Genomic DNA, 13790 nt, shown 5'->3' with positions numbered 1-13790 from the left:
TGGTTATTAGAATAAAATAGTAACGAATTATGTTTTTCTTTTTTTAAATATATTATACAATGTCAGAAATAGAAGAAATAGAAGCAAGAGGAGGACAAGGACAGGTACTCGATCCCGAAACTTATAGAGACTCTATTGGCACCATGGAACAATCGGGAAAAAGAAAATGGGTCTTCCCGAGAAAACCAAAAGGAAAATATACCAACTACAGAAATATTGTAAGCTATATTTTGCTTATTATTTATTTTACGGTCCCATTTATTAAGATTAATGGTAATCCTTTAATCCTATTTAACGTTATTGACAGGGAGTTTTTCATTTTTGGACAGCCTTTCTATCCTCAGGACTTTTTCATTCTTACATTAGGAGCTATTACATCCCTTATTTTCATTATTGTATTTACGATTGCATTCGGAAGAATTTTCTGCGGGTGGATATGTCCTCAGACAATTTTTATGGAATCTATATTTCGTAAAATAGATTATCTGATTGAAGGAGACAGAAATAAGCAGATGAAACTGGACCGCCAGGAATGGAACGCCGAAAAAATCTGGAAGAGAAGTTTGAAATGGACGGTGTTTATTATTATCTCTTTAATTATTACTCACTTTATGTTCATGTATATCGTAGGGTATAAGGAAGTATTTAACATCGTATCACAAGGTCCGTTTGCCCACCCTACCAACTTCATGGTAATGATTCTGTTTACTGCAGCATTTTATTTTGTATTTGCTTGGTTCAGAGAGCAGGTTTGTACGTTGGTTTGCCCTTACGGAAGACTTCAGGGAGTCTTGATTGATAAAGATACCATCAATGTATTCTATGATTTCAAACGTGGAGAAAACAGATCTAAATGGAGAAAAGGTGAAGACAGAAAAGCGGCAGGAAAAGGAGATTGTATAGATTGTCACCAATGTGTCGTTGTTTGTCCTACTGGGATTGACATCAGAGACGGACAACAGCTGGAATGTGTAAACTGTACCGCTTGCATTGATGCTTGTGATGAAGTGATGGAAAAAGTAGGTCTGCCAAAAGGATTGATCAGATATGCTTCAGAAAACGAAATCGAAAAAGAAACTCCATTTAAGTTTACCGGAAGAATGAAAGGTTTTGCCATTCTTCTCTTAGTACTTGTAGGGTTCTTAGGCTACCTATTATCCAGCCGTGGAGAAATGGAAGCCAAATTCATCAAACCTGCAGGAAGTACATTCTTTGTAAGAGACGGAAAAATTACCAATACTTATAATTATACATTCTTAAATAAAACGAATGATAAAAAAGTGGTAACGATAAAAGTAATTGAACCAAAACATGGAGAAATTATTTACAGTGCTTCAAGCAAGATTACAGTAGAAAGAGATAAGATCTCAAAAGGGACAATCAATATCAGTTTTCCGGAGAATGAAATGAAATTATCTAAACAAAATATTACGATAGGCGTTTATGATATGAAAGGTAAGCTTGTTGATTCTTATCAGACGTATTTTGAAGGACCTTTTAAATTACAATTTTAATTTTTAGTATGAAAAACTTTAGTTGGGGACACGGTATTGTAATTGCATTGGCTGCATTCATTATTTTTATTTTATCAATGATGTTTCTTTTTACCAACGGGCAGAAAAATTCTGAAATGGTGACAGATAATTATTATGAAGAAGAGCTGAAATACCAAGATGTAATTGATGCTAAAAAAAGAGCCGATGATTTGCAGGAAAAACCTGTATATAAGCAAGATAAATCAGGAATTACAATTTCTTTTCCTAAAGATTATGATAATTCCAATACTACGGTAAAATTTGTTTTAAACAGAACCGACGATCAGAATTTAGATATACATAAAGCTGTACAACTTGATGCCAATAAATCTTTTACCATTCCTAGTCAGGTTTTAAGACTTGGAAATTATACGTTGAGATTGACCTGGACCAAAGACAAGACAGACTACAGAATGGACTATGATGTGATATGGAAATAGCACTTATTGTATCGGCAATCGGCTTAGGCTTCGCATCCGGTTTTCATTGCATCGGAATGTGTGGACCTATTGCTTTGTCGATGGGATTAACTAAAAAACAGGCCACCAATTATTACCTTCAAAATCTGACGTACCAATTCGGAAGAATATTCACTTATTCTCTTTTGGGTGCTATCTTGGGAATTATTGGTGAAGGATTTGAAATGGCCGGTTTTCAAAAATACTTAACCATTTTAGTGGGAGTTTTATTGATTATCATGGCTTTATTTTCTTTCGGAGGGAAAGATTTTGCCTCCAAGATTCCTTTCTTTTCTAAATTCCTGTTTTCTGTAAAATCGAATTTAGGAAAGCTTCTTCAGAAGGCAGATTACCGTTCCAGATTTACTACAGGCATTCTCAATGGTTTTTTACCTTGCGGAATGGTTTATATGGCATTAACAGCGAGCCTGGCAAGTGGAGGAATCTGGCAGGGCGCTTTATATATGTCTTTATTTGGACTGGGAACCCTTCCGTTTATGTTTGCTATAGTTTTAGTAGGAAATCTCATGAACCAAGCTTTCAGAGTGAAAGTTTTAAAAGTAATTCCTGTCGTGATGATTGTTTTAGGAGGATTATTCATTCTTCGTGGGTTGGAACTCGGAATTCCTTATATCTCACCGCCTGCAGCAGCTATGACCGTTTCCAAGGATAATCAGGGAGACTGTCATTTACCTGGAGATCACAGCACCCATAATCACAACAATACAAATTGTCATTAATCTATATTAAATCAACACCTATGAAAAAGATTTTATTTTTACTTCTTATCAGCCTTTTTGCCCTACAATCCTGTACGGTAAACTCGGAAATTGTATTTCATAAAGATGCAGCCTCTACAGCATTGATGGATATTGATATGAAAGATGCTATGGCTATGTTCAAATCTATGATGCCGGATTCTGTAAAAAATGATAAAAAAGAACTTGCAGAACTGGAAAAACTTCCAAAAACATGGACAAGTCTTTATGAAATGGAAAAAAAGGAAGGAAAATTAAAAACAACCAATCCGGATTCCATCAGAATCATGAAAAAAGTATTCATGAAATCTAATTTTGATAAAGATGAACTTGCAGGTTTCTCTATGAAGATGGATCACTTTACAAAAGCAGATTACAATACGATAGGCAATATGTCTAAAAACGAAAAACTTCCTATCGATCAGATGGCTTTAAATATGTGGGATGGAAAAACTCTTACCATAGATACTGAGAATTTAAATATCAACGGCTTTAAAGATATTCTTTCAGGAAAAGGGCTTCCGGGAGAAGATGATACTACAGCTGAATCCGCCTCATCTATGATGAAAATGATGCTGAAGAAAATGAGTACAACCATAAAATTTGAAAACAAGATAAAGTCTATCTCAGGAAAGCATGACTGGATCAGCAAAATAGATGATCATACCGTACGGGTCGATTACAATCTGGATGAAATGTTCGGAGACTCCAAAAAACCACTTAAAAATTCAGATAAGAAAATCGTTATCGTTACTGAATAAAAAATAAACAAACCCACCAGAAAAATCCGGTGGGTTTTTATATAAAATATAGTCTGATTAGTTAATCAAATCGAATCTTGCATATTCAGCAATCTTCTTGGGAAGTTTAATTCCTTCCGCTGTCTGGTTATTCTCAAGCAAAGCAGCCATAATTCTTGGTAATGCCATTGCAGAGCCATTTAAGGTATGAACCAGCTGAGATTTACCATCTGCTTTGTAACGGCATTTCAATCTGTTGGCTTGGAAAGTTTCAAAGTTAGAAACAGAGCTTACCTCCAACCACATTTCCTGAGCAGCACTCCACACTTCGAAATCATACGTCATTGCAGAAGCAAAGCCAGTATCTCCACCGCAAAGTCTTAATACTCTGTAAGGAAGCTCAAGATCTGTTAAAATCTCTTTGATATGTTCTACCATTTCTTCCAGAACAGCATAAGAATTCTCCGGTTTTTCAATTCTTACGATTTCCACCTTTTCAAACTGGTGAAGACGGTTCAGTCCTCTTACATGTGCTCCGTAACTTCCCGCTTCTCTTCTGTAACACTGAGAGAAAGCGGTATTTTTGATAGGAAGATCTTTTTCGTCCAACAACACATCACGGTACAAATTCGTTACCGGAACTTCAGCTGTAGGAATCAAATACAAATCGTCCGCTCCAACGTGGTACATCTGGCCCTCTTTATCCGGCAACTGCCCTGTTCCGTATCCGGAAGCTTCATTCACAACGTGAGGCGGATTTACTTCCATATATCCTTTCTCAATATTCTTATCTAAAAAATACTGAACCAAAGCTCTTTGCAATCTCGCTCCTTTTCCTAAATACACAGGAAATCCTGCTCCGGCAATTTTTACTCCCAATTCAAAATCGATAAGGTTGTATTTTTTAGCCAGTTCCCAGTGAGGAATTGCTCCTTCACCTAATCCTTCCACATCATGAGACTGATAGATAATTTCGTTATCATCTGCAGAAGCACCATTTTTCACCAATTCATTCGGGATGTTAGGAATCTGGTATAAAATATCCAGTAAAGCTTTTTCTTTTACATCCAATTGAGATTTCAATTCCGACGTCGACTCTTTATATTGTGCTGTTTTAGATTTTGCAGATTCAGCTTCTTCTTTTTTCCCTTCTTTCATTAACATTCCGATTTCTTTGGAGATTTTGTTAATTTCGGAAAGCTGGGAATCTAGTTCAAACTGAATTTTTTTTCTTTCTTCGTCAGTAGCAATAGCCTCGTCTACCAACTCAAGATTCTTGAATTGTCTTTTCTTAAGACCTTCTAAAACGCGTTCTTTGTTGTCGCGCAAAAAATTGACTTGTAACATAAAAGTTTAATGTTTAAAAGTTTTAGGTTTAAGGTTGAGTTACTTAAAACTTTGAACCCCGAACTTTGAACTGTTCGTGCAAATTTAAGATTATTTTATGATTGTCACCACATTCGGTTCATCAGACGTTTTCGAGAACTTTAAAACTTTGTTGTAATAAACTTTCGAAACCTCAAAAACAGAAGGGCTCATTCTGTAGTAAATTTCCAGGGTATCAATATCTACAGGTGCGTTCTGAGTATCCGATATTTTTTTGATCAGAGAAACCTGAATTTCCGACCGGTAAATTTTGTTGTCAGGATCAGTTCCATCATAAAGCTGTCTTGTTGCTCCGTCTGTATATTCTGCATAGTAAGTAGAGTCGGCAAGCATTTTACGACTGAAATTTACATTGGCTATATCAGTATCTGCCAATTCATCATTCCAGGAAACTCCTGTAAAAGAACCCACTTTTATAGGATTTAACAGATCTTTACCCGAGGAATCCTTTATATACAGATTAAAAACCTGGTCAATTTTCTGTAAAGATTCTTCATCACTTCTACAGCTTAGAAGCGTCAATAAAACAACTGTTATCCCCCAAAAAGATTTCTTCATACTGCAAAGGTAAAATATTAATTTTTAGTCTCCTTACAGATTTTCAAAATATTTCTGATACCACAGCTCAAAGGTTACAAGCTGCCAGATCTTTACACAATCGTAGACATCGTTTTGATTTTGCCACCATTCATCAATAATTTCAGCATTGAAAAAGTTTCTTTTTTTAAGACTTTCCAAATGTGTATTAATAAAATCTCTTACCCGGCTTTCATTTTTGATAAAATTATATAACGGAAATGAAAAACCTCTTTTAGGCATTTTCAAAACCTCTCCAGGAACGTATTTTTCCGCAACTTTTCGCAGTAATGGCTTATTCTGAATCCCGTTATATCTCAGATATTCAGGAATCGAAGCAACACAATCAATCAAGTCATTACTTAAATATGGATAACGAAACTCCACTCCATATTTCATGGCACTCAGATCATCCCTGAAAACATGATGTGAAGAAAGCGAATATTTCATGTCATATTCAAAATATCCTTTATAATCTTTAGTTTCACGTAGATGATATTGCTTAAGATCTGAATTAATATTTTTAAAAATACTAGATTTAAAAACCGATTTTGCCTCAGAAGGTTTCATTCCTACCTGACTTTGTCTAAAGAAATCAAACATTACATCCTGAGAAAAGTAATTTTTTATTTTTTTTGAAAACTGGTCCTTGGAAACCATAAAATGCCTTACAAAATTGAAATTTCTTAGAAAAAGCCATTTATTCAGCTTTAAAGAGTGAGAATATCCCGCAAAAAGTTCATCTGCTCCATTTCCGCTTAACACAACTTTGAATCCTAATTTTTTAGCATATTCAGCTGCATTTGTTAATACTTCTAAACTGCTGTAAGGTTCTTCAAAATGCTGAATATTTTCCTTTAACTCTGCTAAAACTTCTTCATCACTCACACTTTTAATATGATGTGGAATTTCAAGAGTATGGGCAACCAAAGACGCATTTTTCACTTCTTCTTCCGAAAATTTGTAGGAAATGGTAAAAGCATTAATATCCTTTTTAAAAGGTTTTGATTTTGAAGTAATCAAGGTAGAATCAATTCCTCCACTCATCATACTGGCAACGGGAACATCGGCATGAAGCTGTTCAGAAACACTTTCAGCGAGTAAAAGATCTATTTTTTCCACAGCCTCCTGTTCCGAAATCGTTGAATTTGATTGTAGGGAAAGTTCCCAGAATTTTTCTTTAATAATTTCCTGATTCTTAAGATCAATGCTCATAAAAAAACCCGGCTCCAATGAAAAAATATCTTTAAAACAGGTTTCGGGAGCTAATGTCGTTTGAAAAAGGAAGTTGGTGTAGACTCCATTCCAATTGATTTCAGGTTTTATAAATTCGTTTTTCAGAATGGCTTTAATCTCTGAAGCCCAAATCAATCCGTTTTCATTCCTGGAATAAAATAAAGGCTTTAGACCTATTCTATCTCTGCCCAGAATAATTTTTTGCCGCTCCAGATCAACAATACAGATTGCAAACATTCCGTCAAGCTTTACAAACATTGAGATTCCCCATTCTTGATAGGATTTGAGAATAACTTCCGTATCAGATTGGCTTTGAAAATGATATCCTAAAACTTCAAGCTCTTTTCTGAGTTTTTTAAAATTATAAATTTCCCCGTTGAAGGTGATTACTATTTTTTCATCCTCAGAAAGCATCGGTTGATGCCCTTTTTCAGAAAGATCAAGGATGGATAGTCTTCTGAAACCTAAAGCTATTATTGAGTGTTCTTCCTGCAAAATCGGAAATCCTTCTTTGATCTTTTCCGTAGAGTCATTTCCGGAAAAATTTCTGCCATCAACACCGTCGGAAAGCCAGAATCCTTCATCATCGGGACCGCGATGTCTGATCGACTGATTCATCTCTGTAATATTTTTAGAGGAAATATTTCTATGAAATGAATAATAACCGGAAATTCCGCACATACTTCTGATTTTGTTGGGTAAAAATAAGCAAAACGCCTGATTTTCTAAAGTAAAAGAGATTTACTTTTTCATCAATTTTTCTTTGGCTAAACGGAGATCTTCTTTGGTAATCAGATAATCCTGAATACGAAAATCAGTAGAACGGTAAAATTTTAGAAACAGCAATAAAGCCGAAACTGAATAGGATAAAGTCATCACTATACAAGCGCCCAAAATTCCGTATTTAGGTATCAACAGGAAAGAAAAAACAAGGGTAATCGCCAAACCGACAATTGATTTTATATTCAGAATTTTCAGTTCTTTTATTCCTGAAAAATAATAACCTATCATATCACTGATGGCAATCGCCAGGATTCCCGGAGATAGAAGCAGCATGATTTCTTTTGTACCCCTGAAAGCTCTTCCGAAAATCATTTCATAAAGCGATCCCGGAATGATAATAATCCCTAATAAAAAGATCAGCATCAGTAAAAAAGAAAGTTTCAGTGAAGATTTTGTTTTAAGAATAGATTCTTCCCTGCTTTTGCTGTTGACGACATCTGAGTACAGAATCACTGCAATACTCCTTGTGATCGTCCAAATCGCTTCTGAAAAAGTGATTCCTATTGAAAAAACACCAACGCTTCCAATCCCGTCAAAATATTCAAGAAAGTAAAAAGAAAGCCTGTAATTCAAAAACTGAATAAAAGCACTGAGCTGGGTTTTCCAACCATACTCAAACATGCTTTTGAATACATTTTTAGATAAGGAAATATCTGAAATTTTACATTCTCTAATAACCTGAAAAAAGCTCGTCAAAAATAAAAGTGCAAGACAGCAAATCTGTGCTCCAAAATAAACGGAAACGTCTTTCTGCTGTAAGATATAAATAAAAACACCAATAAAAAGAATATGAACAAGCTGCTGTAGAACTGTATAGACATTAAATAATCTAATATTCTGTTTTCCAATAAACAGATTAACATTTACGGATAAAAGTGCTGAAAAAACTGAAATCCCAATTAAATACATCAAATATTTAGCCTGAATATCTGCAAAACTAAATATGACAGGAATTAAAATACCCATAGTAACCGACCAGATATATGAGTATATTAAAATTTGTTCGGTTTTAAATTTTGAAGCAAAATAAGAAGTGCTGCTTCCTGCAAAAATACTGCTGAAAAAACTTACGATAGCCGCATTGGCAATCACAATAGAAATCGTTCCTTTTCCTTCACTTCCCCACATATTGGTAGAGAAAATCACCAATCCAAAACTGAGGATCAGAATAAGAAAACGTGAAATAAAAGTTTTGACAACTTTGAGTTGCATGGCAATTATTTAATAGGCTTTTTTACAAAATCAACGAAGGAATTCCGAATTACACCCCAATTGTATTGTTGTTCAAACGCTTTCCGAGCCTGAATTGCATGTGAATAATAATATTCCGGGTTTCGGATGTAATTTACAATTAAATCCGAAATAATTTCAGCATTTCTCGGATCCACAAGCTTCCCGAATCCTGACACATCCATATGCTCCCGGATTCCTTTAAGATCTGAATATATTACAGGTTTTCCGGCTCCTATGTAGTAAAATAATTTTATCGGTAAAGAGTGATTGTTTTCAAAATTGAGTTCACGAAGATCAAAACAGATGTCTGCATCCACAAAAGCTTCTGTAAAATGCTCAAATGATGTCGGTTTTCGGATCTCAATATGTTCAAAATTATATTCACTAAGCAGATTTTTAAAATAAGCCTCATCACTTTCCTTTCTCGCAGCTCCTACAATGAGTAATTTTATGATGGTTTCCGGCATCTTTTTCCTTAAAATATCTACAGCTTTAAAAAAATTACCGATTCCTTTGTCTTCTGATAGTGCTCCGGTATAGCAAAGCGTTATTTTATCTGAAGTAAGCTTTTTCGGATTGGATACAACATATTTTTTATCCGGATAATAAGGAAGAATCATGCTTTTCTTAAATGGAAAAAAGTAAGCCAGAGGAAACTTCTTTGTCTCTTCACCAAAAATAAAATAGGTGCTTAAAAAACCTGCATATAACTGAACCAGAAAAAATTTTGCAGCATGAAATATCTTTGCAGGATATGAATAATTTTCAAGCATTGACATAGAAGGGTACCATTCGGTTATATCATAAATGATACTTGTTTTTTTCTTTTTTTGGTATTGTTTTGCAGCAAAAACGGCAACAGGTTCTGAACAGATAATACAATCCGGCTGAAACGAGCTGCAAATCTTTTTAAAAGTTTCAATTTTCTCCTGTACTGTTTTTTCCAGAATGGGATACGATTCTATCTGAATTCCATCTACATTTCCCTGAAAATCTGAACTAAGGCTGCTTATTTTAACTTCAAACCCTTCTTCAGCAAGCGTTTTTGCCTGATGAAAAAAAATTCTGTCATCATCAAAATGATGTGCAGTCGTTAAAAAAAGTACTTTTTGCATTCAGAGAGCATGTTACTAAGAAAATTTCCTCAGAAGTTCCAAACAAAAAGAAACCTCGGAGGAAATCCAAATATTTTAAAAATTTATTTTATAGAAGCAGCCCAACTTTTCTCTAGCGGCAATAAAAAATGGCTTAAGAAATCAAGATAGGTATTTTTAGAAAAATCGAACACCTGAATATCTTTGGAAATTTCGCCGTTTCTCAGTTTAGATTTAAAATCCATCAATTTCAAAGTTTTCACTTCTCCGTTTTCAACAAAGCTTGCTTTCATTCTGTCGAACAAGCCCAGTTGATATTCTTCATCAATTTCTCTCATGATCTTTCCTAACGCATCAATACTGCATCCGGAAGCCATTTCTTTTTCTTCATCTACACAAATAATGATAAACTGGTTTTTCTCAATTTTAAAAGAGGAAGAAAGCGGTTTCCCGTGTGCTGCCCAAGTTGCTAAAAAGTCGTAGAGCTTTTCTGTAATTGTTTTAGCTTCTTTGGTTGTAAATGGTCTTGATGCCGGATATATAATAACTCTGTAGTCGCTAGTTTCTACAATATTAGATTCTTCAATTTTCATTTCCAATAAATTTAAAGAGTAAAATTACGCAATTTTCCTGAGTTGAAAACCATTGTATTTTTTACTTACAGCATAACACAACATCAAAAAAAGCATCAGAAGATAGCCAAAGAAAAACCTGCTTTCCGCTGAAGCCGGAAAAAACATGAATTTCAAATAAATATTGGCAAAAATGAATACTGAAAATATCCTTATCCAAAGATCTTTTGAAATATAATAAATCAACCCCATAATAAAAAATACAGCTAAAGATATTTTCTTGAAATTTATTAGTTTAAAAAAAAGAAAATGCAAGTAATAACTGAATGTGAAATTAGCAGGCTGAGCTGAAATCAAAGGTCTCCGATCTATGAATGTATCATAAAATACATCTTTCCAACCCGGGAAATGATAATATTTGATAATAAAGAGATATAAAGCCAAAAAGAAGATGCCCTGCAAGATATAATTAAGATCTATTTTCCTGTTTTCTGAAAAATAGGTGAATCCAAAAGATGCGACTAAATAGGTAAGAGCAAAAACAATATAGTCCGGACGGATAAGTATGAGGCATAAGAGCACTAAAAACATTTTCCATCTTTCCCATTTTCTTAATAATCCCATCATAAATATGAGCAGAAAAAGCAGGGAAAACATATCCGGAACAGGAGTGTTAGATAAAGCTCGCATAGGAGGCAATATTAGTATTCCTATAGTGAGTAAAACGAATAAAATATTTTTTCCGGGAAAAAGTATACTAAATAGAAAAAAAAGAATTAAGCCCGATAAAAAGTAAGAGATAATACTAACCAGCAGAACGGAATGAGGCGGTGAAAAGCCTAACTTGTATAAAAACAGAACGACAATGTTATATCCTATTTTTATTTGATAGTAGGGTAATTGCTCTGAAAAAGCATTCGCATCTTGTTTGAAAAACTGTACGGCTTTATTGGGCTGAACAAGTCCGGAAATATCTTTGAATTGATAAGGAGAGGCCTCTTTTCGTATGGAAGTATAAGTATATTGATGGACTTTCTCTGGGGATGCAGGATATTCTCTCTGAAAAAGGCATCCAATGTAACCAGGCATATCCCAGTCATAAACTCGGTTTTTATAGCTCCAGTAACTTAAGAGAAAAACCAAAATTAAAGTAATTAGGAAAGAAATTTTCCATTTTAAATCAAACCCTTTCTTTCCTAACAACTTCACTTAAATAGTATTGATTAAAGATCTTCTGCTTCCGCCAGAAGTTCCACAATATCTTTTACAGCAACTTCTGTATTTTTATTGAAATGCTTTACACCGTCTGTCATCATTGTATTACAGAACGGACAGCCTGTAGCGATTACTTTAGGCTCGAATGATAAAGCTTCTTCGGTTCTTTCGATATTGATGTCTTTATTCCCTTTTTCCGGTTCTTTAAACATCTGTGCTCCTCCTGCTCCACAACATAGTCCGTTGGTTTTACAACGCTTCATTTCTACAAGTTCGGCATCCAGCTTTTCTAAAAGCATTCTTGGCGCTTCATACTCACCATTGGCTCTTCCCAAATAGCAAGGATCATGGAAAGTGATTTTCTTTCCTTTGAAAGCTCCCCCTTCAATCTTCAAACGACCTTCTTCCATTAAGGTTTTAAGGAACTGCGTATGATGTACCACTTCATAATTTCCCCCTAAACTTGGATATTCATTTTTTAACGTATTGAAACAATGCGGACAAGCTGTTACAATTTTTTTTACCTCGTAAGCATTCAACACCTCAATGTTCGTTAATGCCATCATCTGAAAAACAAACTCATTTCCGGCACGTTTTGCAGGATCACCTGTGCAGCTTTCCTCCTGTCCTAAAACAGCAAATTCCACTCCTATTTTATTAAGGATCTTACAGAATGCTTTTGTTATTTTTTTGGCTCTGTCGTCAAAACTTCCGGCACACCCCACCCAGAAAAGAACTTCTGGAGATTTGCCTTCCATTGCGTATTCAGCCATTGTTTTTATTGCGAAATCCATAGTAGTTTCAAATTTATCAATCTATAACAGTGCAACAGTTTACGAATGATGTCACATCGTTACATTTTACATTGTTCAATTAATTAATCATTTGCCCAGTTCAGACGGTCTGCCTGATTGTACTGCCAAGGAGCGGCATTGTTTTCCACATTCGTCATCATCAGATTCAGCTCCTGTGGTGCGGCAGACTGCTCCATCACCAGGAATCTTCTCATTTCAAAAATAATGGAAAGCGGATCCAATAGAACCGGACAGGCTTCAGTACATGCATTACACGTCGTACACGCCCAAAGTTCTTCTTTTGTAATATAATCGTTCAGCAATTTTTTCCCGTCATCTACAAAGCTTCCGTTCTTATCGATATTTCTGCCGACTTCTTCAAGACGGTCTCTTGTTTTCATTAAAATCAACCTTGGAGAAAGTTTTTTCCCTGTAATATTTGCAGGACAAACTGAAGTACAACGACCACATTCTGTACATGAATAGGCATTTAACAGCTGAACCTGGTTCAAATCAAAGACATCTTCTGCCCCGAATTTTGAAGGAACTTCTGCTTCTCCTTCAGCCGGAGCTGCGTATGGATCTGCATTAGGATCCATCATGAGTTTAATCTCCTTGGTAACAGATTCCAGATTATTAAACTTTCCTTTCTTCTCCAAATTCGCATACCAAGTACTTGGGAAAGCCAAAATAATATGCAGATGTTTAGAGTAATAAAGGTAATTCATAAAGAATAAAATCCCTACAAAGTGGAACCACCAAGCCGCTTTTTCTGTGAAGAACAAGAATCCATCACTAAAGTTGCTGAAGATAGGCGCTAAGAATGTTGAACTAATCGGGAAACTTCCATGTTCAGGAAGTAAACCTCTTTGCTGAAGAACCCAATCCGCCGTATTCATTTTAAAGAAAGCCATCATTAAGGCAAACTCAATAATCAGGATCCAGTTGGCATCATGCTTTGGCCATCCGAAAAGTTCTTTCATGGTCAATCTTTTTACTCCGTAAAAATTTCTACGGATAAAGAATATCACCACCCCAATTACCACTAAAAGTGCTAAAACTTCTAATGTAGCTGTGAAGAAATTGTAAAAACCATGTCCGAATACAGATGAAAGAAACCGATGGGTTCCGAATAATCCGTCTACAATAATTTCAATAAGTTCAATATTAATGATAATGAAACCTACATACACGAAAATGTGTAAAATACCTGCAATAGGTCTTTTTACCATTTTGCTTTGCCCCATTGCCACACGAGCCATGGTTTCCCAGCGTTCCCCTTTTCTGTCGGTTCTGTTGATCTCTTTTCCTAATCTGATGTTTCTATATATCTTTTGCAGACTTTTTGCAAACAGCCCGAAACCTGCAACTAATAAAATCAGAAAAATAATATTATCGATATATTGCATG

At 35.0% G+C, this 13790-nt stretch carries 13 protein-coding genes; 4 read left to right on the top strand and 9 right to left on the bottom strand.

What is annotated here, in order from left to right; translation table 11 throughout:
* Nucleotides 1-59 precede the first annotated feature (59 nt).
* Genes ccoG through MKS83_RS16285 form a run of 4 tightly spaced genes read left to right on the top strand, consistent with a single transcriptional unit; the run spans nucleotide 60 to nucleotide 3512 of the window.
* Entirely contained in the window at nucleotides 60-1514 is a 1455-nt protein-coding gene (gene ccoG / locus MKS83_RS16300; protein ID WP_240580475.1) for a cytochrome c oxidase accessory protein CcoG, read from the top strand.
* Nucleotides 1515-1522: 8 nt separating this feature from the next.
* Nucleotides 1523-1975 (top strand): FixH family protein, encoded by a 453-nt coding sequence (locus MKS83_RS16295; RefSeq protein WP_100377749.1) that lies wholly within the window; start codon nucleotides 1523-1525, stop codon nucleotides 1973-1975.
* Nucleotides 1966-2733, top strand: coding sequence for a sulfite exporter TauE/SafE family protein (locus tag MKS83_RS16290; RefSeq protein WP_240580474.1), 768 nt, complete (start codon nucleotides 1966-1968; stop codon nucleotides 2731-2733). The genes MKS83_RS16295 and MKS83_RS16290 overlap by 10 nt, the downstream gene beginning before the upstream one ends.
* Nucleotides 2734-2753: 20 nt before the next feature.
* Entirely contained in the window at nucleotides 2754-3512 is a 759-nt protein-coding gene (locus MKS83_RS16285; RefSeq protein ID WP_240580473.1) for a hypothetical protein, read from the top strand.
* Between the two features lie 57 nt (nucleotides 3513-3569).
* Here the strand turns inward: MKS83_RS16285 and serS are convergent, their stop codons facing one another.
* The 9 genes from serS to MKS83_RS16240 all read right to left on the bottom strand — a co-directional run bounded on the left by serS (nucleotide 3570) and on the right by MKS83_RS16240 (nucleotide 13789).
* Nucleotides 3570-4838 carry a serine--tRNA ligase gene (gene serS / locus MKS83_RS16280; RefSeq protein ID WP_240580472.1) on the bottom strand — a complete coding sequence of 423 codons (1269 nt, stop codon included), beginning with the start codon at nucleotides 4836-4838 and terminating at the stop codon, nucleotides 3570-3572.
* 90 nt (nucleotides 4839-4928) lie between these two features.
* A complete protein-coding gene (locus tag MKS83_RS16275) occupies nucleotides 4929-5435 on the bottom strand; it encodes a hypothetical protein (protein ID WP_240580471.1) in 507 nt (168 codons plus the stop codon).
* Between the two features lie 33 nt (nucleotides 5436-5468).
* Nucleotides 5469-7370, bottom strand: coding sequence for an asparagine synthase (glutamine-hydrolyzing) (asnB, locus tag MKS83_RS16270; protein WP_240580470.1), 1902 nt, complete (start codon nucleotides 7368-7370; stop codon nucleotides 5469-5471).
* A gap of 60 nt (nucleotides 7371-7430) precedes the next feature.
* Nucleotides 7431-8684 carry a polysaccharide biosynthesis C-terminal domain-containing protein gene (locus tag MKS83_RS16265; RefSeq protein ID WP_240580469.1) on the bottom strand — a complete coding sequence of 418 codons (1254 nt, stop codon included), beginning with the start codon at nucleotides 8682-8684 and terminating at the stop codon, nucleotides 7431-7433.
* A 5-nt stretch (nucleotides 8685-8689) separates the two neighbouring features.
* Complete coding sequence (locus MKS83_RS16260; RefSeq protein WP_240580468.1) at nucleotides 8690-9820, bottom strand: glycosyltransferase; 1131 nt, start codon at nucleotides 9818-9820, stop codon at nucleotides 8690-8692.
* 83 nt (nucleotides 9821-9903) lie between these two features.
* Entirely contained in the window at nucleotides 9904-10392 is a 489-nt protein-coding gene (locus tag MKS83_RS16255) for a hypothetical protein (protein WP_240580467.1), read from the bottom strand.
* 24 nt (nucleotides 10393-10416) lie between these two features.
* On the bottom strand, nucleotides 10417-11580 hold the full coding sequence (locus MKS83_RS16250) for a hypothetical protein (RefSeq protein ID WP_240580466.1): 1164 nt from the start codon (nucleotides 11578-11580) through the stop codon (nucleotides 10417-10419).
* 14 nt (nucleotides 11581-11594) lie between these two features.
* The gene (locus MKS83_RS16245) at nucleotides 11595-12380 is read right to left on the bottom strand and encodes a (Fe-S)-binding protein (protein ID WP_240580465.1); all 786 of its coding nucleotides are present in this window, start codon (nucleotides 12378-12380) and stop codon (nucleotides 11595-11597) included.
* Nucleotides 12381-12463: 83 nt separating this feature from the next.
* Nucleotides 12464-13789, bottom strand: a complete 1326-nt coding sequence (locus tag MKS83_RS16240; RefSeq protein ID WP_240580464.1) for a (Fe-S)-binding protein — start codon at nucleotides 13787-13789, stop codon at nucleotides 12464-12466.
* Between the last annotated feature and the right edge of the window lies 1 nt (nucleotide 13790).

This window comes from Chryseobacterium sp. Y16C (assembly GCF_022488405.1).
In the GTDB taxonomy this organism is placed as follows: Bacteria; Bacteroidota; Bacteroidia; order Flavobacteriales; family Weeksellaceae; genus Chryseobacterium; species Chryseobacterium geocarposphaerae.
This window is presented reverse-complemented; position numbering and strand designations above follow the sequence as displayed.